This is a genomic window from Streptomyces sp. NPDC025833, assembly GCF_055558055.1.
Window position 1 is genome coordinate 1 of record NZ_JBVHNF010000038.1, and the last position, 22915, is coordinate 22915.

Here is a 22915-nt window from a genome sequence, read left to right on the forward strand (position 1 = left end):
ATCCCCGCAACTACCTGGCCTTTCTCGGACTCGCCGCCGCCCTCTGCTGCTACAAGCGCCTTGTCCGCCTCACCACATAGGACACGGTCTAAGCCGCCGGAACCCGTGCCTGCGGCCGCCCCGAGCAGGGGCGGCCGGAGGCGCCGTCATGAGAGCTGGACAGCCGGATCCACAGCTCTCACCACGTGGCCCGGCGGAGAACCGGCGGTGCACACCCAGACCGCCGTCCCGCCGCAATAGCCTGTGTGCAGGCCGCGGCCGTGCTCGTCGCAGACGGGCCAGGTCACGCGGTGGTGGCTCATGAAGAACTCCTGCACTCCATCCGCCACCGTGCCCAGAATCTCCTCCCAATCCGGAATCGAGACTTCCGATGACTTGATGCGGACCACCCCGACGGGGCCGAGATCCGGGTCGCGCAGGTAGTCGATATAGGAGAAGTCAGCTCCGGTGCCCGATTTCCCCGTCTCCCGCTCCGCCGATCGGACGACCGTCTCGAACGCTGCTCTCGCCAGCGCGAAGGTCCGGGCGGTCCACAGTTCACAGAAGACCTCCTCCGGCACCTTCCCGCGCTCGTCGTACAGTTCTGACATCCACGCGAGGACCTCGTACGGGAGGGCTTCCCCCTCTCGCCAGACCGCTCGCAACATTCTGTTTCGCCAGGCCGATGGCTCCGCCATCCCGCCGCCTTTCGCTGGCTTGCCGCCCCACCGCTGGTCAGGTGAAGAGGCCGTGGACGTTGAGGGTGGGATTCTTCACGCATATGCCCTGGACGGTGAACTTTCCGGTGAACTCGACGTTGTCCGTCCAGTCGAACCAGAAGGTGACTCCCATGACCTTGTACTTTCCCCGATCGGGGTTCTTCTCTGTCGGCACCCCCCAGGACCCGTGGAAGATGTACCACCCCGCCTCGGCGTGGCCGTAGTCCTGGTTCTTCCTGGCGTAGTACCCCGGCAGGGTGATGGTGTACTTGAACTTCAGCGAGCCGTACTTCTTCCAGATCGACTTCAGCTTCACGTACCACGTGAGACTGCACTTGGAATGTCCCTCGCAGTTCCGCTTGATTTCGAGCGTGTAGTTCTTCGTCGACTTCTTCTGGTAGCGGTATTTCAGCTGACCGCTGGTGTCCGATTGCCCGATCGGGTCGGCCGGGTAGATGTAGGCGCTGGTGTTGCCGTCGGGGATCGGGTCGGTCTGGAGGAAGCGGCCGGTGGCGGGGTTGTAGACGCGGACACCCATGACGGTGTAGCCGGCCAGTCCGTCGGTGGCACGCTGGTAGGCGCCCAGGGAGCCATAGACCGCTGCGGCGGCAGTGGCGTTCAACGGGTTGCCGTACTCGTCGTACCTCTGCTCGGTGGCGGTGGTGGTGTCCAGATCCAGTTGGACGGAGATGTCACCGTGCAGATTTGCGAGCTGGAGGACAGGATGGCCGGTGTCAGTGGTGACGGCGGCCAGGCTCCCGGTCAGATCAAGGACGTTGCGGGTGACCGACGAGGTTGAGCCGGCCGTGGCCGTCCTCCACGAGGGTGTGTCGCAGCCACAGCCGTAGTGGTTCACGACGCTGCCCGTGTTCGTCCAGGTGGCGCCGTTGTCGCCGCTGGTCGAGGTGGTCGAGGAGGCAAGTCGGCCCTCCGAGTCCAGGGCCCAGTTGCTGCGGGTGGCTCCCCTGGTCTCCGAAGCGATCAGATCATTCGTGTAGTAGGACAGGGTGTTGCCCTCCAACCGGGTGGTACGGCCGAAGGCATCGTAGGTGTAGCCCTCGGCGATCAGGCGGTCCGCCGAGTCGTAGTCGTACCGGGTGGTGGAGGTGGTCGCGGTATCGTCCGCCAGGGTCAGGGTGGTGGTCAGCGAGGTGCGGTTGTCGCCGGCGTTGAAGGTGTAGGCACGTGAGTCCGTCTGAATGCCGTCGTCTTCGGTGACTCGCGACAGGCGCCCTGAGGTGTCGTAGGTGTAGCTGCTGAGCAGAGTGCTGCCGCTGGCCTGAGCACGGCTGGCCTGCTGCCCATGGATGGTGTACACCGCAACGTCGGAGTGGACGATGGCGCCCGTGGCGTCCGTGTAGATCGCCGAGGTCTGGTCGCCCGCTGTGTCGTAGGCGATGGCCAGCCTGTAGCCGCCAGGGAGGGCTTCGCCCGTGAGGACACCATCCGCGTCGTAGGACGTGGCCGTAAAGGTTCCGGCGGCGGAATCGGTTAGGGCGAGGGGCTGGCCGCTGGTGGCGTCGTAGGTGTAGGAGGTGGTGGAGGGGACGGAGTCGCTGACCGCCGTCGGACGGTCGATCGTGTCGTAGGACGTCGTGGCGGTGTTGCCGTTTCCGTCGTTGTACGAGTACTGGCGACCGAGCTGGTCGTAGAGGCGCACTACTGTGCGGCCGTTGCTGACAGTGGTGGCCTGCTGGCCGTTGGCAGCGTCGTAGGTGAACGATGTCGTGGGCGACGTGACGCCGGCGCCGCCGGTGACGGCGACGTTGGTGGCGCGCCCGGCCGCGTCGTAGGCGAACGTGGTGGTGCGGGTGACGGCGTTGGCCGTCTCCGTCAGGGTGACTGTGTTCTCGTACCAGTCATACGTATAGCTCTTGGTGGGCAGCTGGGTCGGATTGGTGCCGCCACCGGTGATGCCTGCTCCGGGGGCGGTCTGGCACACCAGGTCGGCCCATTCGGGGCGTCCCTGGCAGGTGCCGGTACCGGTCGCGGACCAATAGGTGGTGTGGATCGTCGTGGTCGCGCTGGATCCCGGCTGGGCCTTGGTGAGGAGACCGCCTGAGGAGTTGTAGGTGTAGTTGGTAGTCAGGCTCAGGTTTCCTGGGTCGACAACGGAGGACAGGACGTTGCCGGTCGTCCAGTCGTAGCCGGTTGCCGAGGACCGGACGTCTGTGTCGTGGGTATAACCGTAAGGCTTGGCGCCGGTGCTCGTGGAGGTCTCCAGACCGGAGAGCTCGCTGCCGCTGTCCTTTCCTTCGTCGTAGCTCACGTGGGTGTGGGCGCGCGCCGGGTAGAGGCTGCCGGCTGGCAGGGCGCCCAGGCCGTCTTCGGCCGCTATGCCCCGGGTCAGGCTCACGGTGTGCAGTGGCCCGAGGACGTCGCTCGGCAGTTCGGTGCCGTCCGCTGTCGGCGGCGTGTAGCTGTGCTGCGTGTCCAGGAGGTCGGCAGCATCCGCGCTCGACTTATTGGTCAGGATCTGTGCGAGCTGGACGTCGTCGGTCGCGCTCTGGCCCAGGGCCAGCTCACGGTTGGCGGCGCTCAGTTCACGGGTCACGTCACCGAGGGCGTTGTACTCGGTTGTGTTGATGTGACCGCCCGGTTCGGCGGTGTTGACCTCAAGTCCGTTGCGGTTCAGGTAGGAGAGCGACGCGGCGGCATACGCGGACGAGGGCAACGTGGTGCCGTCGTTGCCTGCGGGCACCGAGCTGGGCGGGAAGACCGCCGTGGCGGAGACGGGGTTGTCGCTCTGGCCCCAGGTCGCCGTGTGCGCCGCGTCCAGTTGGTACGGGGCGTTGCTCCCGCTGACCGGGACCCGGTACACGACGCTGGTCGTGGCCTTCACCGTGCCGTTGAGGGTGGAGGGTGTGCCGGACTTCAGGGTCGGCCGGGAGACCGACTTCAGCATCCCCGGGTTGGCGTTCCCGCCGGTGCCGACCTGGCCATACGTCATGGTCCAGGGCAGCTGGCCGACCGGCGTGATCGTGGCCAGGTGTCCGGCGCCGTCGTAGCCGTAGCCGGTCACGAGGGCAGTGTCCGTCTGGGGGTTGTAGACGCTGCGCAGCCGTCCCTGGTCGTCGTACGCGTACTTGGCCAGGGTTTTGGTCAAGGCGGTGCCGGTGGCCGGGTTGGTGGCGGTCATGCTGATGGTGTCGACCTGGCCGGCGAAGGTCCCGAACGCCGTGGACGTGCCGGTTGTGGCCGTCGCGTAGTTGTACTGCAGGACGCGGCAGCCGCGGGTGTCCGGCGCCGAGATGCAGGTGTCTGCGGAGACGGCGCTTGTGGGCGCAACGACGTACTGCGGGCGGGCCACTACGCCTGTGCCACTCGGGGCGGCCACCGCCTGATACTGCACGGTCGTGGCCATGGCCGCGGTGTCCGCGGCGGTGTAGAAGGACGAGAGCTGCCAGGTGGGTGTGGCAGAGCCGTTGGCGCTCGTCTTAGTGAATTTCGCATGGTTACCGCTGGAGTCGACCAGGGTGAACGTGCTGCCGCTGGTCGTACCAGTCAGGGTCATTCCGCTGCCCGCCGGGGCGGTCCAGGTAGTCCCGTCGGCGTTCAGAGTGAACCCGTCGGTGCTTCCGTCGGTACTGGTCAGAATGACCGTACTGCCCAGCGCCGGTGAAGTCGACGCGACCTGACGCACGCTGGCCCACGGCGACTCTCCGCCATCAAGACCGGAGGTCCAGTTGGGGCCGAAGATCGCTGCCTGGCCCGTCTGTTGGGACCCCGCGAGCGGGTAGCGCGAGGACGAGCTGCGGAAGACCTGCATGCCCAGTGCCGAGACATCGGTGCTCGAGGCGGTGAAGTCGCCGGTCAGCAGGTTCACCGACCCGGGGCCGACATCCTGGACCGGTGCGTTGTCGGCCCGCCGATTCACGGTGACGGTGGCCGCGACGGTGTTGTACGGGGCCGCCGCGGAGCTGTACTGGGCACGGAGCTGGACGGGGCCGTCGTCCCCGAGCCAGTCGGCGATGCGGAATTCGAGGTCCACGGGGTTGCCGGTGCCGGAGATGGCCAGCGGCCATGCGGTCAGTGCGGCACCGGTGTCGGTGCGCCTAACGTAGGCGACGGGGATGTTGGCCCAGACGCCGGGGCTGACGCTGTACTGGTAGGTGACGCCGGAGTAGATCCCGGGCTGTTCACCGGAGAGCGTCACCTCGTCGTCGGTGGTGTCGCCGGTGACGGGGGAGGACATGCTCCCCTGCCCCGCACCGAAGGTGTACTTCGTGAGCGCAGCGGTGTTGCCGGCCGCGTCCCGCGTCTGCGCGTATACGGTGTGCAGACCTGCCTTGAAGGTCAGGGTCTTGGTGACCTTCCCGCCCGTAGTCGCCACCGTGACTGGGCCGCCGGCATCCAGTTTGTACTCGATCTCCTTTACCTTCGTGGTAGGCGGGGTGAAGGTGAACGAACCGGAGAAGTTCCCACCGCTGTCAGCGGTACCCGACCAGACGCCCGCGGGGAACGCCTCCGAGGAGATGCTGGTGGTGCCTGGCGGGGTCGTGTCGATGGTGAAGGTCTGCCAGGCCGACCACGCGGCGGAGGTGTCGTTGCCGTCGTAGGCCTGGGCGCGCCACTTGTAGGAGCCGTTGGCCAGTGCGGTGCCGGGGGTCCAGGTGGCGTTGGCGCCGGAGGCGACGAAGGCGGACTTGCCGGTCTGGAGGGCGGCGGTGCCGTCGGACTTCCAGATTTCGAAGTTTGTCTGGACGGTGTTGCCGTCGGGGTCGGTGGCCTTGGCCGACAGCGTGGGCTTGGTGTTGTTCGTCACCGTCCCTGTCGCGGGCGAGACCGGCGTCGCGTTGCCCGGCTTGGTGTTGTAGTTGACCGTCAGGGACGGCTCGGAGGCCGGGTCGTGGGAGCCGTCGACGTAGTTCGCCGACCGGTAGCGGCGCCAGGTGAGCGGGTCGGTCTCGGTGACCGCAGCCATCCGCAGACCGTAGTTGGCCTGCCCGTCCGCCCACGACTGCGCGATGGGGCTCACGTTCCACGTGCTGTACCCGGCGGGACAGGACGAGTTGTAGCCCTTGGCGTCTTTGATGACCACCGCGCCGGTCGCTGTCGTGGACGGCTGTGCCGACCACGTGATCGCCGACGGATCCCAGTCGGTGGTGATTCGGCGTACCTCAATGCCCGAGTTCGACGTGCTGCACGTCGACGAGTAGTCCGAGTACAACCGCAGCTTTGCATCGAGAACGTGCTTGCCCGAGTACTTCGAGACGTTGAACTTCAGGAAGGACCGGGCCTTCTCGCTGCCATCGTACGTGCCCGCCTTCAGTTCGGTTGAGCCACGCTGCGAGGTGAGGTAGTCCTTGTACTGCACCCAGGTGTCGGTCGTCGGACCCATCAGCGAGTCGGTGGGGTCGATCGTCACCGGATACGTCACGTCGGGATCCGACAGGAAGGCGGCGCTGGGCTTGAGCACCAGCACCTGCCCCCTGCCGTCCTCGGCGTCGACGATGTCAACGTCTACCGGCGCCAGGTGTTCGGGCTCCCCCGATGCCTTGTCGTGCGAGGAGTCCCACATGACCGGCGCCGGCGCGCCGGCCCTTGCCTCACCCTTGGCGTCCTCCCAGACCAGCCGATTGTCGGCGGTCTCCTTGAGGCGCAGCCCGGTGGCATCGACCGAAAGCCGGTATTCCACTGGCCCGTCCGGACGTTCGCGCAGCACGACGTTGTGCGTGAAGCCCTCCTTCAGGGCCGTGACGACCAGGTCGCCGCCCTTCACTGCACCGGGGTACGTCGCGGTCGAGCCGTTCAGCCGGGGCTTGGGCAGCTTGCCCTCCCAAGCGACGCCCAGCGCGTGCTTCCCGCGCCCGACCTGAACCAGCGTCTGGTCCGTCCCGCCGTCCGAGAGTGTCACATCGGCGGCCGCCATCTTCGGCGCCACCACCCCGCCGCCGGCGACCAGCGTGGTGTCCACCGGCCGCCAAGCGCCGTGCTCGTCCCGCACACGGATCGGCCCAGTGTACGACTCCACTGTGGTCGTGCCATCCGGGTTCGCCCACGTCGTGGTGGAGTCGGTGCGCTCCCCCGTGACCTCTATGCGGCGATCCTGCAACCGCGCCGTCAACAGCGCAGACGCCGCGTCCTCCGCCTCCGCCGGACCCAGCGGCTTCGGCTGCTCCGCGGTGGTCGAGACCGAATTGGCGACTGCCGTTCCCGCCTCAACCAGACCCACCGTCAGCGCCAGCACCGCCACCAGGGCTGTGCGTCTCAAGCGTGTGCGGGACGGCAACGCGTGCCGCCCCCACAGTGGGGATGACTCTTCCTTCATTTTCTTGGTGCCCCTTTTGACAAGTCATGGTCAATAACCCTGATTGACTTGAACATACAGAGACACAACAAGGGGCTAATGCGACAAATAAGGCACTGCCTGAGGAACGTGAAGATCATGTGACCGAATCGTGTTCTCAGTGGGTCGAGTCCACGCGTCTCCGTGCACACGAAAAGCCCCACCCGATCGCGTCTCCGCAACTCGAATGGGGCTTCCAGGGGCAGGGGGACTCGCACCCCTGCCCCTCAGCCGACCACCTTGCCGTTCAGGACCACCCGCCGCGGGGCCGCCAGGGCGCGGATAACGCTCAGGGGTGGGTTTGTTGGTGTGTCGGGTCGTTGCTGGCCTGGGGTGTTGTGGGTTTGTTGAGAAGTCGCGTGAGTGGTTAAGGCGGGGTGGGTGGGGGGTTTGAGCTCGGGTTGTGCGTTCTGTATGGAGTATGGCCCGGGTGGGTTGTAGGTAGTCCTAGCGTGTAAAGGCCCGGTTGGTGTTTGTGCTGGTCAGGCTGTTGTGCCTGTTCGGTGGGTGGGGTTAGCGCCGTCGTGTGGGGCGGTGGTGGGTTTCGGCGAGGTGGTCGAGCCGTACGGCGTCGAGGGCGGTTTTGGTGATGCGTTCGGTGCCGTCGCAGATGGCGGTGATGGCTGCTTGGCGGATAAGTCTGGTGAGTGATCCGATGCGGCCGGCGGTGCGCTGGTGGAGGTAGGCGGTGTGCCGGGGGAGGATGCCGGGCTTGTGGTTGGTGAGGTCGAGGGCGTTTTCGATGTCGGTGATGACGTCGCGGAAGGGTTCGCGGGTGCTATGGCGGGCGGGGAGGGGGCCGCAGGTGATGAGAGTGGCGCGTCCGGCGAGTTGGGCTCCTCTCACGCCGGTGAAGAGAGGGGTGTCGGTGACGTTGATGCCGGCGTATACGAAGGTCGCGGGCAGGCGTTCGGTGAGGTCTTTGAGGAGGTCGGCTGCTTGGGCGCCCGTGGTGGTGCGGGGGTTGAGGCGGTGGACTTCGTCGATGAGGACGAGTTGGACGCCCGCGGCGATGTAGGTGTGGCAGACGGCGTCGGTGATCTGGGTCTGGGTCATGCGGGTGGTGACGGGGATGCCGAGGTAGCGGGCGAACTCGGTGATGAGGGTTTTCGCGGTGGCGCCTGGCTGGACGAGGACGTACGCCACGGGTGCTGCGTTGTGGGCTGATCCGGGCGGCGCGGGGTTTTTGCGCAGGTGGGCGAGGTGGCAGGCGCGGCCGACATGGAGGAGGGCGGTCGTTTTTCCGGCCGCGGCGGGTCCGGTGACGATCAGGGAGGGCCGTGCGGTGGTCTGCTGGTGGCGGCCGAGGATCATCAGGGTGCGGACCTGGGTGGCGAGTTGACTGATGGCGGGGGTGCGGATGGTGACGAAGCTGGAGTGGTAGGCGAGGCGTTCGTCGCGGCTGCGGGGCGGGTCACCGGGGCGGGGCGGGGCGGGTGGGTCGGTGGTGGCGAAGCGGTGCCAGCCCTGCCAGGTGGTCAGGGGCCAGGACGGTTCGGCCGTGGTGCCGCTGCCCGCGTCGGCGGCTGCGCTGGGCGGTTGGTGCGCTGCGGGGTGGGTGCGGGGGTTCACCACTTGTCGGCTTCCTCATAGGCGTTGTAGAGCCCGAATCCGGCGGCCGGGCTGGGGCTGAGGTCGTCGTAGGGTGCGCCGTCGAGGTCGTCGATGCTGTCGTTTTCGCTGTCGGCGCCTTGACCATCGCTGTCGCTGTGCTGCGCCGGTTCGTCAATGGTGGGTCCGGTGTCGTGTTGCGGATGCCGGGCGGCGGGGATCGGCGCTGTGGTGGTGCGGGCGAGGAGAGCTTGTTCCGATTTGGTGGCGTGGCCGCTGTGGACGCGGCGCAGGAGCTGGTCGAGGGCGTCGGCCAGGCCGGCTTCGTGCTGCTGGCTGTCGTCGTGGTTGTGGTGGTGGGCGTGGGTGCGGATGTGCTGCCAGGTGTGGTCGTTGAACGGCTGGTGAACGTGGTCGCGGTGGATCCAGGGGATTTCGGTGAGCTCGCCGTCGGGCAGGCGGATCCAGATCTGGCGCACGTCGTGGGGGTTGTAGTGGATCTCCCATTTCCCGCCCCGGCCGGCGACGGGGGAGGAGTGGCCGCGGTAGGGGGCGAGGAGATCGTGGTCGTAGGTGCGGTGGTGGATGGTGATGCCGGCGGGGGTGATGGCCTGCCAGCGCACGGGCAGCAGCTCGAGGTAGTCGCTGCCGGTCAGCGGGACGGGCACGTACCCGGCGACGGCGACCAGCGCGGCCCACATCTGGTTCGGGGTGAGGGCCTTCTTCGGCATCATCGGGTGGCGCAGGCCTTCGTGGGGCCGGTGGTGGTAGTGCACCAGCCACTCATCGAGCAGGTCCTGCAGTTGGGGGACGCTGTAGCAGGCGTCTTTCTCGGTGTCGGGGCCGCGGCGGGTGACGTCGGAGCCGGTGTAGCCGGGCAGGTGCTGGCAGAACAGGTGGTTGATGGTGCCGAAGGTCCGCTCGACGATGCCTTTGGCGGTGGGGGCGCGGGGCGGGGCGGGCTGGACGCTGATGCCGAGGTGTTCGCATGCGGCGGTGAACGCGGCGGAGACGAAGACTTTGCCGCGGTCGACGACGATCGTCTCGGGCAGGGCGACGGGCCGGCCCGCCGCGCCGGCCAGCCGCTCGTCGAGTGCGGCCAGCCGCTGGTGGGGGAGTGCGGGGGCGTGGTCCATGCGCAGGATGTCCGGCCAGGCGGGGCGGGCGGGGTGCGGGACGGCCATCTCCGCCAGCAGCAGCGCCGCGTCCACGGCCTTGGTCGCGCTCGGGCACAGCACGGCGGCCAGGATGGCGCGGGTGGCGACATCGACGGCGATGGTCAGTTCGGGCCGGGCCAGACGCCCGTCGTCGAAGAGGGCGAGGACGTCCAGGCGGGTGGTGTCGACCTGGACCTGCTCCCCGGGCCGCAAAGCTGTGGCGGGGGTGAAGGCCCGCCCGTCGATACTCGCCGGTACTTGCCGGACGGGTCCGGAGGGCAGTTCGCCGGGCCGGGCGAGGTTGGTGACGAGCCGGTACAGCGTGGCCTGCGACGGTGCGGGCACCGTGCCGGGGCCGTGCCGGTCTTCCAGGATCTGGTTGATGAGGGGGAACAGGCCGTTGATGGTGCCCTTGGAGCGGCCGCGGCGGCGGCGCAGTGCCTCGCGGACTGCGGCGACGACCCGTTCGTCGGCCCGGCCGGTGGGGCTGGAGGTGCGGGTGGTGCGATGGTCGAGCAGCCCCCACAGGCCCTGCTTGCGGTAGGCGAGCCGCATGCGCTGGACCGTGGTGCGCGAGACTCGGCCGAAGCCGAGCGCGGTCAGCTCCTCGGCCTTGGCTTGCTCCCGCTCGGCTAGCGTGTGCCGCTGCGGGTCGTACTGCGGCCGGACCGTACCTTCGCTGCCGGGCCCCCCGGTGAGCCCGCATTCGACTTCCCGCACGTGCCGCCGCCAGGCCAGCGCCTTCTCACGCGCGGCGGCGGGGGCGGTCTCGAACAGCCCCCACTGCGGGGCCGCCTGCGGCGTATCGGCCCCGATGACGGTGAAGCCGGGGTCGGCGAACAGGTGCCCGGCGAGCACGGCCTCACCGCCGCCCTCCGGGCCGACGAGGTGGATGTCCTGTCCCGACAGGGCGACCACCTGCCACTTCACGCCCCGGAACCGGACGTGAGCACCGACCTTCACGACCGGCCGGGCATTGCGCCGCGCGCTCACCCGGCGTCTGCTGTCTCGGGGCCGCTCCAGCCTCGCGGGCCGACGGGGACGCGTTCGTGCAGCGGCGTCTTGAGGTCGGCCGTCAGCCGCCCGTGCCACAAGGCGTGAAAGACGGCGGGGAGAACCTCGATCGGGTCGCCGACCGCGCTGGCGCCTTCGAGCAGCGGCCGCGGCCGCGTGAACACCTCGACGACCGCCGCCGGCAGACCGGGCCGGCCGGCGTTGCGGGGGTGGCGGTAACCGGCCAGCCATTTCAGGTTGGCGGCCAGGACGTCGTCGAGCGGGGCCAGGCGCCGGTAGGTCCAGCCGACGTCCGCGCACGCCTGCGCGACCGCCTCGGCGGCGTTCTTCGCGCGGTCGCCGCCGGCGTCTGGGTGGCTGGGGCAGTCGGCCAGCAGGGCGGTGCCGTCGGCACGGCGGGCGAAGAGCTGCGGCACCCAGGAACGCACCTGGCCGCGGGCATTACGCCACAGCAGCCGCACCGGCCGCCCCGCCAGACCCGTCACGTCCCGATCGCGGTCCAAGACCATCAGCTGGGTGCGCATCGCATTCGACCCGGCGGGCTACGTGCCGCCCGGTGGTCGCCGACCACCACAGGCCCGGCCCCCAGCGGCGCCCCGGCACTACCGGGAATGCCGACACCGGCGGCAGGTCCTCGAACGCCACGGTCATGGCGGCATCCGCCCACCGCTGTTGCACCGCCTGCCCCACCGGGTCGAGGAATACCGCCTCGAACCCGCCCACCTGAGCCACGCCCGCCCGCCCTGCCCGGCTCCTGGGCCGGGCTGCTCCTGTGCTGGTCACCCGCGCCAGCCAAGCCGCTCCCGCACGCCCGGACAGCCGTTTTCAGTGTTTCTGCCACGAACGAGTGCCGTATCAGCTATCAGCCGACTTCTTCCTGGCGCACCGTGCTCAGCCGCCCTCCTCCTGCCCGTCCGCAGTGAGCATCTTCCGGAGCACCTCGACGGGTATGTCCACCCACCGGGCCACCTCGTGAAGGGGCACTCCGCCGTTCACCGCCGCCACCGCGGTGCGTTTCCAGGCGTTCTCGATCAAGCCGGCGCTGTGGCCGAGGCCGCGCAGCAGGCGCCGGGCGACGTCGGCGGTCGGCCCGCTGTGCACCCCACGCAGCTGCAGCAACTGCTCCTGGACGCTGTCCAGCGTGCTGGTGATCAGCCTCCGCTGCTCGGCGGGTACCGCAGCCCGCCACATCGTCCCCGAGCCAGGTGCTTTCTTCTCCTTGCCCAGCACCCGCAACTGCCCGGCCATGGTCGCGGCCTGGTGTTCCTGCCGCAGCCACCACGGGTCGTTGTCGTACCCGGGCGGCCCGCCGGCACCACGGCGAAGACGGATGATGCTGCCCATCCACGCGATGAGCGGCCCGCCGTGGTCCGCCGCCGCCAGCGGCCCCAGCCACGTACGCCCTAGCCGCTCACCGAGTCTGCGGCAGAACATTCCGTCGGTGGGCAGCGCCCGCGGCCGCCCGGCACCACTGTCGACCCACACCAGCTCGGCCATGCCCGGGTCCAGCAGCGCGTCGGCGACGGCAACCACCTCGGGGAAGACGACCGCGTCCCGCCCCACGATCCGCCACCGCTCCAGATCACCACCTGCATCCCCGCCCGCGACCAGGTGCAGGCGCCGCGGCCAGACCGTCTCCCGCTCCCAGCCGTAGGCCTGTTCCCACCACCGGGCCACCACCGCCCGCGCCAACGCGAACACCCGCTCCGGCTCCGCACCGGCCCGCACCGCCCGCCGCCCCACCGACCCCCACCGCCGCTGCGCCTCCACCACCTCCGGCAGACCACGCAGATCCAAATGCTCCAGCGGCTGATCGGCGTCCGCGTCCAGCAGCCACCGCCCATGCCGCACGCACACCCGCTCCCACCGCGGCACGTACTGCACCGCCCGCACGGCCACCCCCGTGCGCCGGGCCGTGCACAGCCGGCACCCGAACGCCACAGGACCCGCCACCACGCCGCCGATCCGCCACAGCCCCACCGGCTCGCCATCCTTGGCACGCAGCTTGGCTTCCTTTTTCGCCCAGGACGGCAACGCCCGTGCCAGCACGGCTTCCTCGACGCCGCACATGCCGACCAGGAGTTGCCGTCCGGCCGTGTCCAGGAGCACCTCGGCATCAGCCCGCGCACCTCCGCCCTCGTGCCCAGGCGGGTAGTTGCGCCACTTCCAGCACGTCCGCAGCACCTTCGGTGCCATCCCGTAGCGGAGGGCGAGGCGGCAGATCAGCGATGAGGTCGTCTCTCCTTGCAGGGGAGCAGTCCGCAGGAGGCCGGGGTAGCGGGTCACTCCACCACGGTCTCGTGTCCGCCGCCCGGGCGGGCGCTTTCCTAACGGGGTGTCGCGGTTGGGCACGGAAAGCGGGCCCCGGGTAGGCGCGGGGGTGGCGGCGGGTGCTTTCCGGCGGAGGAGGGGGAGGAGCGGTGGCGGCCGCGTCGGCAGCACCCAGGCTGCGGAGCTGAGCCTGGGGTGCGTGCTGGCCGTGCGTCGTCCGGCCCGGGTGCGCAGACGTGGGCTGTGTACGTGCTTCGTACGCTTCGCCGGGTGCCGCGGGTACGCAGTACGTCTGGTTATGTCCATCGCATGCCGATGGCGGAGAGCTGTTCCATCCGTTCCGGTGTCAGCGTGGCGGCTCGGCTGCGTTGGTTTCCGATCCACGCCCCGAGCCGCAGCTCGCGCTCCTCCTGGCCATCGCCGACGACGATCCGCTCGATCCACTTCCTGGGGACCTGGAGGTGTCCTTCGCGTTCGTAGTACTGCTTGGCGGCCTGGTAGTTCATCGCCCATTTGTCGGCCTGGCTGCGCGGTGGCTTGGGTTTCTCGTCCTCGTTGGCGGGTTCGATTCCGAGGACCTGCTGGCACAGCCACTGCTGCACGGTTGTGAGCTGGTCCCACCCGAGTCGCACTGACTGCACCCACCGTCCGAGGTCCTCGCCCTGGTGCACGACGTCGCCTGCCTCGGTGGGCAGCGCCTCGCCCGCGTCCAGGTGCATCCGGACCAGGTGGAAGCACCGCTGCCAGGTCACCGGCCAGCTCGGGCACCAGGACGCGTCGATCTCCTCCAGCTGCTCGCGCCGCGCCTGGGACATCGCCCCGGCTGATGACTGAACCGGTAGTCCCTCCGCACGCCGCTGCTCGATCTCCTGGGCCTTCCGGGCGGCGGCCCGCGCGTTCTTCAGGAAGATGCCCACCTTCGCGCCCTGGAACGTGGCGTCCAGCGGGGCCAGGAGGTGCCCGTGTTCGGCGGCCCAGCCGCGCGCGGCCGCGAGGCCCTCCTCCCACGCGACGTCGTAGTGCGACCAGATCATGCCGAGCTTCTCCAGCTGCGCGACGCGGTCCTCATCCAGACGGCCGCGGGCGCAGAAGCGGCGGGCGTCGGCGGTCCACTGCCCGAGCGGGAAGTTGGCGAGCGAGGCCGGCCAGCCCTTGCCTTCCGCCTCCTGGTCGTCGGCGGCTGGCACGCGGAACGTGAACGGCACGCGGAGGTCGCCGTGCTCGCGGTTGTAGATGACGGCGGCCTCGTGCGATCTCTTGGGTTGGTGTCGGTGGTGGTGAGAGTCGGTCGTGCTGGTCCAGGGGTGGGTGTTATGGGGCTGGTCAGTGGGTGTTTTTGGGTGGGCAGGCTGCTGTCATGAGGTGAGAGATTGATGGGTGGGATCGCTGTCGTGGGGCTTTATCGCATGGCAGCTGATGTTGTCTCAGGTTTGAGGGTTCTTATGCGCTGAGGTTGGCCCGGTCGGTGTGATCGTGGGGTGGATCAAGAGGTAAGGGCCGGTCGTGGGGCTGTGCTGCCCCGGGGGTTGGTGGTGCGTCGTCTGCTGGAGCGGCAGCAGGCGGGGGAGCTGGCCACGAGGCATGTGCGTGCGGTCGCTGAGACGGTGGGTGTTTCCGAGCGTACGGTGTGGCGCTGGCTGGAGCAGGCCAAGACGACCGGGCAGGTGGAGGCGCCGGTCCGGCAGGGGTATGCGGTGTCGGACGAGGTGTGGGCGTTGCTGGGCGAGGTCGGAGGGAATGTCGCTGAGCTGAGACGCCGGCTGGCCGCGGCTGGCGGGGCGTCGGTGCCGTCGGCGTCGACACTGCATCGGGTGATCCGCCGGGACCGCCGGGCGGGCCGGGCGTTGACGGTCGAGCGGGAGCCTGAGGTGGCCGGGCCGCGTAGGCCCGATCCGCTCAGCGAGCTCGGCCTGAACGTCGTGGCCGGCCAAGGTACAGGCGGGCAGGTTTTTCTCCGCGAGCAGAAGCATCTGGCGCAGGTCCCGGTCCTGGTGCCGGGCGCGCAGGTGGTGCACACGCCTGCTGTGCGGTCGGTGCTGCGGACGGTCGCGCACGCGGCCGCGGTCGGGGCGGTGGTGTGCTTGTACGGCGACGCCGGCCAGGGCAAGACCGTCGCGTTGCAGTACGCCCTGTCCCAGCTGCCGCACCCGGCCAGGGTCCGGCGGGTCCACGTCGGTGTGCACCCGACGGTTCCCGAACTGCGCCGGGTGCTCGCGGACGCCTTGGAGCTGGGCAGGCGTCTGCCGCGCGGGGCGGGGGAGGCCGACCTGACGCTGGTGAACGCGCTACGGCAGCCCCGTGTGCTGGTACTGGACGAGGCACAGCGCCTTCCGGGGCCGGCGCTGGAGTTTCTACGCGGGCTGTGGGACCACCCGGACACGGACACGGCCCTCGTGCTGGCGGGCGCGGGCAGCGAACGGGCGCTGCGCCGCGTGCCTGCGCTGGCCTCGCGGGTGCTGACCTGGGAGTTGGTGCCGCGCCTCATCCCGCGCGAGGTGGCAACCGTCATGGCTGCCTTCCATCCGCTGTGGGAGGACGTGAGCGAGGTCGATGTCGCGTGGGTGGACGAGCATGTGGGACACGGCAATTTCCGGACCTGGGCGAAGCTCACCTCGCACCTGACCGCCGAGACCTACGGCAAGAGCCGGCCGGTGGTGGACCGCCGGATGCTGGAGCGGGCCTGCGCACGGCTCATGGGGCCGCTGTGACCGGCGCGGCAGGGCCGACAGAAGGCGCTTCCCGCTCCGGCGTGCACGGGGACGGCCCGGACGCGCGGGGAGGTCTGCCTTCTTCCTCCCTGTCGGCGCTGCGCGGCCCTGCCGTGCGCAGGCTGCTGGCCCTGCGGCAGGAACAGAAGCTGACGACCCGGCATGTACAACTGATGGCTCAGTCGTTGGAGGTGACCGAGCGCACGGTGTGGCGGTGGCTGGCCGCTGCCGAGCGTGACGAGTCCGCGGCCGCGGAGCCCGGGGCGCGGGCCCAGACCCGGGACCGCTTCACTGTCACCCCGGAGGTACGCCGCCTGCTCGCGTTGTGGAAGGGCAACGTCGCGGCGGTGCATCGTGAGCTGACGGCCCGCGCTGCCCGCCAGTCCCCTCCGGCGGCTCCGCCGCCGTCGCTGCCCACCTTGCACCGCGCGATCCAGCGGGATCTCACGCCGGGGGAGCGCGCCGGGCTCGCGGGAGGAGAGCGCGCGGCGCGTAAGCATGATGTGTTCCTGGCCCGGCCGCGCGGCTGGCGGAACAAGGTGTGGGAGACCGACCACGTACAGGCCCCGATTCTGGTCGAGGTCGACGGCAAGCCCCGCAGGCCGTGGATCACCTGGTTCATCGACTGCGCGACGAACGCGATCACCGGCGTCGCCACCACGCCGGGGCATCCGTCGCGGGAGTCGGTGCTGGCCGCGCTGCGCTCCGCGGTCCTGCGCGAGGACCCATAGGTCCTGCGCGAGGACCCATACGGCCCGTTCGGCGGCGTGCCCGAGAAGGTGCGGGTGGACCGCGGCAAGGACTTCCTGTCGAGGACGGTGACCGCAGCGTTCGACCTCCTGGACGTCACGGTGGAGGACCTGCCCGCCTACACCCCCCACCTCAAAGGCACCGTGGAGGGCCTGAACCGGGCGGTGGAGGCCATGTTCCTGGCCGCGCTGCCCGGCTATGCCCGCCAGCCGAGCCCCGGCAAGCGTGCTTCCCGTCCGAAGGACGAAGTGCTGCTCAGCTTTGAGGACTTCACCGCCCGGCTGCTGGATTGGACGCTGTGGTGGAACACCGAGCACCGCCCGGCGCCGCTTGGGGGGAGGACTCCGCTGCAGGCGTGGCAGGACGATCCCACCCCGCTGCGGGACGTGCCGGCCGCGGATCTGTGGACGTTCACCCTGGAGGACGCCGGCACCCGCACGCTGACCACCCGCGGTATCCGCTTCCGCAGACGCGACTACGTCGGGGCGTGGATGACCGGCCAGGCCGGGAGCCAGGTCCGTATCCGCTTCATGCCCCACCACGACCACCGCATCGAGGTCTATCACGCCGCCACCGGCCGCTACCTCGGTCCCGCGGACCTGGCCGACCAAGCCACCGACGAACAGATCAGCGCCGTACGAAGGGCGCGGTCCGCTCGCGCACGCCGTCTGAAGAGGGACCTTCAGGCCGCGAAGCGCGAGCGCTACGCCGCTGCCACCCGGGCCGAGCCCCCTCGGCAGCTCGGCGTGCTGACTGGTGCGCAGGCCGACGCCGAACTCGCCCAGAGGGCCGACTCCGACCTCGCACAGCTCGCGATGCCCGACGTCATCCCGCACGCCACGCCCCCGGCCGACTGGCGCACCCCGGCTTCCCTGGCCGCGCTGACCACACCAGGCCCGCCCGCCCCCGCCCGGTACCCGCACGGCCGTGACGGCGCTTCCGCCCCGCACGGCCCGGGCGGGCAGACCGCACTTCCCACCCCCGATGAAGACGGAGACACCTCGTGACCGCGGCCACCTACCAGTACGTCGACCTGCCCGACGCGTCCGTGGTCACCACCCGCGCCCTGCTCACCGCCCGGGAGAACATCACCGACACCGTCGCCGCCCGCGCCATGATGTGCATCCACGGCGGCGCCGGCTTCGGCAAGACCCTCGCCGTCAACACCTGCCTGCGCGAACTCGAACCCGGCGAGGACGTCCGCAAGATCACCTTCCGCGCCCGGCCCACCGCCCGCGCAGTGCGCTACGAACTGTTCACCGCCCTTGACCTGGCCGGCGAGCCACCGCGCCACCCCAGCGAATTCGACCGCCTGCTGAAAACGGCCCTGGCCGAACGCCCCCGTACCTTCCTCGTCGACGAGGCCCAGTGGCTCAACGGGGAGGCGTTCGAATACTTCCGCTACCTCTGGGACGAACCCTCAACCCAGCTCGCCATCATTTTCGTCGGCGGCGCGGGCTGCCACACCGTGCTGCGCCGCGAACCGATGCTGTCTTCGCGCATCTTCATCTGGCAGCAGTTCACCCGACTCACCCCCGACGAGGTCCTCGAGGTGATCCCGCTGTTCCACCCCATCTGGGCCGACGCCGACCCCGAGGACATCGCCTTCGCCGACCAGCATGCCGCGCACGGCAACTTCCGCGCCTGGGCCCAGCTGACCGCCCACACCCGCACCGCACTGGCCCGCTCCGGCCGCCCACGCGTCGACCAAGAGCTGCTGCGCTGGGCCTTCAGCCGCCTCGCCTGACCACACCGTCCATGCCTCCTGCCCCGCCGCTGCCGCCGTCCGTCACCGTGGTCCTCGACCGTCACGACGACATGATCCACACGCACACCGCTCTGGCCGCCCACCATCCGCCGTCCGGCCGGATCACCCTGCACCCCGGCCCGGGCACCACCAGCGAAACCGGACTCGCCCACGACCTTCTCGCCGCCCTGGGCAAACCGCCCCTGCTCCCGGGCCGCTTTCCCGGCGGCCGTCAGCCCGCCTGGGAAGCCGCAACCGCCTGGATCACCGCCCTGCCCGTCACCCGGCTGACCGTCCTGCGCGCCCACCGCCTCACCGCCCGCCGCACAATGCGCCTTCTGCAGCTACAGGCCCGCACCGGTATCCACCTGACCCTGGTCTGCCACCGCCCTCATCTTCCCGCCGCCCTGCACCAGGCTCTTCCCTGCCCGCACTTGACCGCCTCGTCTCCTACGACAGCCCCGGCCCCTGCGCCGCCCCGTGCACGCCGCCGCCGATCATCTGGCGGCACCGCCCACCACCTGCTCCTCTCACCGCGCACACCGCCCAGCGAGTCACCCACCGGCTGCACGCAGCGACCGCACACCCTCGCCTGGCTGCAGCCGTCGCCGCCGCGCTGTTCACCGGTGCCTCCCTCCAGCAACTCGCCACCGCCCGCCCCCGCGACTACGACGACGCTGCGGCCACGCTCGCCCTGCACGACCGCGCCCGCTACACCGACGGCTGCGCCGCCTACCCCATACCACCCTGGGTGGGCATCTTCCTGCGGGCCGCGGCCTGCTTTACCCGGCTCGTATCGGGCGAAGACCAGGAGCTGCTCGCCGCGCCAGGTGACCGCGGGCACCTGCTGCACGTGGCGGAGAAGGCCAGACTGCGCCCGCCTCAGCCACCCGCGGCCCGCCGCAAAGGCCCGGCCGGCCGTGTGGAGTGGGACTGGCGCGAGCGGCAGGAAGCCGAGAGGTACGAAGCGATGTCGGCCAGTCGCGTCAGGCCCTCGCGACGCTGAACACCCTGAAGCGTTTCGCTCGACGGGGCATACTCAGCCGATCGAGAAGTCGGCGAACTCGACGTCGCTGAAGGCGATGTGCAGACCGTGGGCCCGGCGGCCCCATTCGCGGAAGTAGGCGTGTCCCAGCGCGCGAGCCAGAATCACCGTCTGCTGCTCCTCGCCCGCGCCGGCATCCCGGGCGGCGAACAGCTCCCGGGCGACCTCTCCCGGCAAGTGCTGAGTGATCCACCGCACCCGCGGATCGTCCGAAGATCCTGCTGGCGCGGCGAACCCGAACCGCGCCCGGGTATGGAAGACGAAGCCTTCTGCCTCGGCCTGGGCAGGCCGACGGGCTCGTATCCGGGGCTGCCACCGAGCCAGGACCGCTTCCTCGATTACCCGGACATGCAGTGGACCCGGCGTGCGCCGCGCGCCGGGCTTCTTTGTCACCCATCGCTGCACGGTGCGCTGCGACACTCCCAGTACGGCGGCGACGCTCCTGGTGGAATTCCGGTGCGCTACAAGCAGAAACCGCAGACGGGCCTCGGTGCTCAAGGGGACAGGGCGGGTGCGCAACGCACGCTCCAGCCCTTGCACGATCTCTCCCACACTCGCCCACCTCTGCCCACCGGTTCCGGTGTCTTCGGGACAAGAACGGCCAACATCGTCTACAACGCCCGACGTGCAGCGGCATCGAGGCGTCGCGGACCTTCGGGCCGGGACGCTGCACCGTGCCCGGGAACTCGTTCGTCCCAGCCTTCGCCGCGTGGCCGTGGGCGGTCCACGCCCGCCGTGAGAATCCTCCTCGCCGCTCCCCAGGCTCCTACTACGGCATGTAGCTCATCCAGGAGGGCGAGTCCCCGGCTGGCTCTTGCCGGTGGCCAGAGAAGCCCCTGCCGCCGGCAACTGGCCTCGGGCTTGGGCCGGATGCGGCCCCGGCCTGACCTCTGTTGGGGAGCAGGACGACCAGGACGGGCCCAGTCGGACGTTGTTGTTGCTACATCACGTGATGATGCGACAACGCCCAGGCGGCCGGCCGCAGCAGTGCCGGTCCACCCTCCGGCCTCCGTGCGCGTACGGCCCGCAGGGTGCCTGGTGTCGCTGAGAATGGTCCACTGCCTGCCGGCACCATCCAAGACGGGCTTGTTGTTCCTGCCGGATTTCCTGGTGTTTTGCCTGGTCAGCGAGTTCTACGAGGGCCGTCGGGGACGCGTGGGAAAAAAGTTGGCCGACGGCATCCGGATTCAGGCCCCCCGGCGCGTGTAGGGAGTGAGGGCGGGAGCCCTCTTCAACGTGTCGTCATGATGGGAGGCCGGTCTGTGACCTGGCTGGACTGGACGGGAGCGGGCGGGATTTCGATCCCGGTGCTGCTCCTGGCGTACTACGCGCTGCGCCGTACGAAGAGTGCCTTGGAGATGTGCCTGAAGGTATTTCTCCAGACCCGTACGGAGCGTGAGCAGTGCGCGACGATGATCGCGATGGCTGCGGCGATGCCGCAGGGCGGGGCCGCGGCCCGTTTCGAGGAGGGACGGCCTGCCTGGCTGTTCTACAAGGCCTCGGAACCGGACTACCGGGTGATCGCCTCGCGGGAGGCTGCGTGAGCGAGGCCGACAAGGGTACGGATTTCGAGGCGTTCGTCCTCGAGACCAGCGCGGTATTCGAACGCGTCGCCCGGGCCGAAGCGCGGGGCGATCTGCACAGCGCCGAAGACGCTGTGCAGATCGCTTACATGCGCATGTTCTCGTCGTGGGAAAAAATCGTTGCGAAGCCCGGTAACCGGACTGCCTACGGCCGTACTGCGGTCAAGAACGCGGTCAAGGATCAATTCCGGAGCAACCGGCACACGATTTCTTTCCCGTTGCAGGAACTGCCCGACCAGGAATCTCAGACCGGCATCCCCGGTGCCGCTTACGAAATCATTAAAGAGGGTATCGATGATTTAGTTTCCAAACTTCCCGACCGGCAGCGGCAGGTAATCACCCTGTGTGTTCTTCAGGAAATGAGCCCTGAGGAAGCGGGGAGGTGCCTGCGCCTTAAGGAGGAGTCGGTGAAGAGCTACATCCGCATGGCCATCAAGAACCTGAAGAAGTTCATCAACGAGACCGGCGAGGAGGAGACCGCATGAGGATCTACGAGGCAGACGAGAACACCATCCGGCTCCTCGCCGGATGGGTCCTGCTCGTACGTTCTGAGCAGGCACTTTCGAAGGGTTCCCGGACGCCCGAGGACTCGGTACAGGCGGAGGGGGGCCAGCTTGCCGGCTGGCCCCCGGCCCCCGCCCCCTGCCCGGACACCGACGAGGAGACCGCGGCCAAATCGGAACTAGTGCTCCTGCTTGCCCGCGAGTGTGAGCAGAAATCCACTCCACAGGAAACGCGGCGGATTGCGGAACTCCTGGAATATCTGGACAGGCCAGAAGACGCCGTTTCCTGGTGGCAATGGGCTGCAGCAAGAGGCGATGAGGATGCGCAGGATTACCTGGACATCCTTCATGCTGACATGCAGGAAGCAGAAGATGCGCCTGCTGGCTTTCCGGCATCCCCGCCGCATGGCAGGGATAATGCGGCAATGCATGCATGGAAAGTCGCTGGATTGGCTGCCGGGTCAGAAACATTCGCCGCAGTGCAACTAGCTCTGAGTGCTGCAGCAAGCCCAGGAGTAAGCGAAGAAGCAAAGCGACTGGTAAAAGAAATCGAAGAGTATCTACAGCATCCTGATCGCATGACAGACGGAAGGCGACGCTAATGCATAAACGCCTTTCGTCATGCCTGCAGACAGGAGACTTCCTATAGGCGTACCCATCATGAGCACCTCACACTGAGGCGCAACGACTCGTTGAGGCAGCGGCCGCCCGGCACCATCCGGGCGGCCGCTGCTGCGTGACCAGGACCGCCAAACGACTCACGGTCCTCCCCACAGGCCTTGGCCAGCCGATCTGAGCCCTGCTGTCGGCCTCATGAGCGGCCGCCAGTGCTGTCCGGCTCCGCGTGCAGGTGCAGAGCATGCGCCTCACGAACGCTCCTGCGTGGATGAGATCTGTCCGAACTGACCGTATGCGGACGGGGCGTTGCGCATCACTGCGCCAGACGGCCGTCTCCCTGCCGAGACGACCGTCTGTAGGGCCGACGGCTCATCGCCCTCGCTAGTGCTCCCAGAAATGGGCGAGCACGCGTGACAGGGGCCTGACCCAGTCAGGAGGGTGCGGTAGGACCCTGTCGACCAGTCGGGCGGTGAGGGCGCGGGTAGCCCCCTGGGCGGCACCGTGGACCATCATGGTGCAAAGGGCGGAACGGTCAGGGGCCTGCGCTGAGCAGGATGCCGGTTCGGACGGGGACGGAATGGCGGGAGCATGGTCCCGGGACATAGCGTTCTCCTGGAGACAGAGGACAGTGGCGGCGGACACCTGCCTGGCGTCGTCCGCGTTGGATGGTCGCCGCGCGGTCGGCTGTCTTGCTGGCGGCTCTCTGCCTGAGAGCGTCCCTGTGAATCCCCCCAGAATGGCGCGCTATGTCTTCAGGCTAGCCGCGATCGGCGTAGGTGTTGCTCCTGCTCTCCAACGGTCCTCCGTGCCCGTGACGTGGAGGGCAAACGTCATTCACGCCCGCGCCGACCAATCCACCGCAATGACCATGGAGCTGGTGGTGTCGGTTCTAGAGGTTGTCCCGTAACTGCCGGTCAGAGGTGAGATGATCTTGCCGTGGCTGGTGTGATCACGGCGTTGGAGCCCTCCTGGATAGGCCCG

General features: G+C 69.1%; 14 protein-coding genes and 2 pseudogenes. 7 read left to right on the forward strand and 9 right to left on the reverse strand.

What is annotated here, in order from left to right; translation table 11 throughout:
• Nucleotides 1–146: 146 nt before the first annotated feature.
• The 8 genes and pseudogenes from ACZ4K2_RS36115 to ACZ4K2_RS36150 all read right to left on the reverse strand — a co-directional run.
• Nucleotides 147–590, reverse strand: coding sequence for a hypothetical protein (locus ACZ4K2_RS36115; protein ID WP_467480782.1), 444 nt, complete (start codon nucleotides 588–590; stop codon nucleotides 147–149).
• Nucleotides 591–714: 124 nt separating this feature from the next.
• Nucleotides 715–6894, reverse strand: a complete 6180-nt coding sequence (locus ACZ4K2_RS36120) for a DNRLRE domain-containing protein (protein WP_467480784.1) — start codon at nucleotides 6892–6894, stop codon at nucleotides 715–717.
• A 606-nt stretch (nucleotides 6895–7500) separates the two neighbouring features.
• On the reverse strand, nucleotides 7501–8469 hold the full coding sequence (locus ACZ4K2_RS36125) for a TniB family NTP-binding protein (protein ID WP_467480805.1): 969 nt from the start codon (nucleotides 8467–8469) through the stop codon (nucleotides 7501–7503).
• An 86-nt stretch (nucleotides 8470–8555) separates the two neighbouring features.
• Nucleotides 8556–10688 carry a Mu transposase C-terminal domain-containing protein gene (locus ACZ4K2_RS36130; protein ID WP_467480786.1) on the reverse strand — a complete coding sequence of 711 codons (2133 nt, stop codon included), beginning with the start codon at nucleotides 10686–10688 and terminating at the stop codon, nucleotides 8556–8558.
• Nucleotides 10685–11233 (reverse strand): TnsA-like heteromeric transposase endonuclease subunit, encoded by a 549-nt coding sequence (locus tag ACZ4K2_RS36135; RefSeq protein WP_467480788.1) that lies wholly within the window; start codon nucleotides 11231–11233, stop codon nucleotides 10685–10687. Before ACZ4K2_RS36135 ends, ACZ4K2_RS36130 begins: the two co-directional genes overlap by 4 nt.
• Nucleotides 11234–11600: 367 nt before the next feature.
• A complete protein-coding gene (locus ACZ4K2_RS36140; RefSeq protein WP_467480790.1) occupies nucleotides 11601–12995 on the reverse strand; it encodes a TniQ family protein in 1395 nt (464 codons plus the stop codon).
• Nucleotides 12996–13276: 281 nt separating this feature from the next.
• Nucleotides 13277–14014, reverse strand: a complete 738-nt coding sequence (locus tag ACZ4K2_RS36145) for a helicase associated domain-containing protein (RefSeq protein WP_467480807.1) — start codon at nucleotides 14012–14014, stop codon at nucleotides 13277–13279.
• Nucleotides 14015–14023: 9 nt separating this feature from the next.
• Nucleotides 14024–14224, reverse strand: a pseudogene (locus ACZ4K2_RS36150) (helicase associated domain-containing protein); the annotation flags it as partial.
• 288 nt (nucleotides 14225–14512) lie between these two features.
• On the opposite strand from ACZ4K2_RS36150, the gene ACZ4K2_RS36155 reads away from it, so the two are divergent.
• The 4 genes and pseudogenes from ACZ4K2_RS36155 to ACZ4K2_RS36170 all read left to right on the forward strand — a co-directional run bounded on the left by ACZ4K2_RS36155 (nucleotide 14513) and on the right by ACZ4K2_RS36170 (nucleotide 19191).
• The gene (locus ACZ4K2_RS36155) at nucleotides 14513–15688 is read left to right on the forward strand and encodes an AAA family ATPase (protein WP_467480792.1); all 1176 of its coding nucleotides are present in this window, start codon (nucleotides 14513–14515) and stop codon (nucleotides 15686–15688) included.
• Between the two features lie 113 nt (nucleotides 15689–15801).
• A pseudogene (locus tag ACZ4K2_RS36160) lies at nucleotides 15802–17445 on the forward strand (Mu transposase C-terminal domain-containing protein).
• Nucleotides 17442–18185, forward strand: coding sequence for an AAA family ATPase (locus ACZ4K2_RS36165; protein WP_467480794.1), 744 nt, complete (start codon nucleotides 17442–17444; stop codon nucleotides 18183–18185). The pseudogene ACZ4K2_RS36160 and the gene ACZ4K2_RS36165 overlap by 4 nt, the downstream one beginning before the upstream one ends.
• Nucleotides 18186–18936: 751 nt before the next feature.
• The gene (locus ACZ4K2_RS36170) at nucleotides 18937–19191 is read left to right on the forward strand and encodes a hypothetical protein (protein ID WP_467480796.1); all 255 of its coding nucleotides are present in this window, start codon (nucleotides 18937–18939) and stop codon (nucleotides 19189–19191) included.
• A gap of 33 nt (nucleotides 19192–19224) precedes the next feature.
• Here the strand turns inward: ACZ4K2_RS36170 and tpg are convergent, their stop codons facing one another.
• Nucleotides 19225–19782: a telomere-protecting terminal protein Tpg gene (tpg, locus tag ACZ4K2_RS36175; RefSeq protein WP_467480798.1), complete on the reverse strand. Its 558-nt coding sequence runs from the start codon at nucleotides 19780–19782 to the stop codon at nucleotides 19225–19227.
• 710 nt (nucleotides 19783–20492) lie between these two features.
• Here tpg and ACZ4K2_RS36180 point away from each other — a divergent pair.
• Genes ACZ4K2_RS36180 through ACZ4K2_RS36190 form a run of 3 tightly spaced genes read left to right on the forward strand, consistent with a single transcriptional unit; the run spans nucleotide 20493 to nucleotide 21918 of the window.
• Complete coding sequence (locus ACZ4K2_RS36180) at nucleotides 20493–20774, forward strand: hypothetical protein (protein WP_467480800.1); 282 nt, start codon at nucleotides 20493–20495, stop codon at nucleotides 20772–20774.
• Complete coding sequence (locus ACZ4K2_RS36185) at nucleotides 20771–21298, forward strand: RNA polymerase sigma factor (RefSeq protein ID WP_467480801.1); 528 nt, start codon at nucleotides 20771–20773, stop codon at nucleotides 21296–21298. The genes ACZ4K2_RS36180 and ACZ4K2_RS36185 overlap by 4 nt, the downstream gene beginning before the upstream one ends.
• A complete protein-coding gene (locus ACZ4K2_RS36190; protein ID WP_467480803.1) occupies nucleotides 21295–21918 on the forward strand; it encodes a hypothetical protein in 624 nt (207 codons plus the stop codon). Before ACZ4K2_RS36185 ends, ACZ4K2_RS36190 begins: the two co-directional genes overlap by 4 nt.
• Nucleotides 21919–22915: the final 997 nt, after the last annotated feature.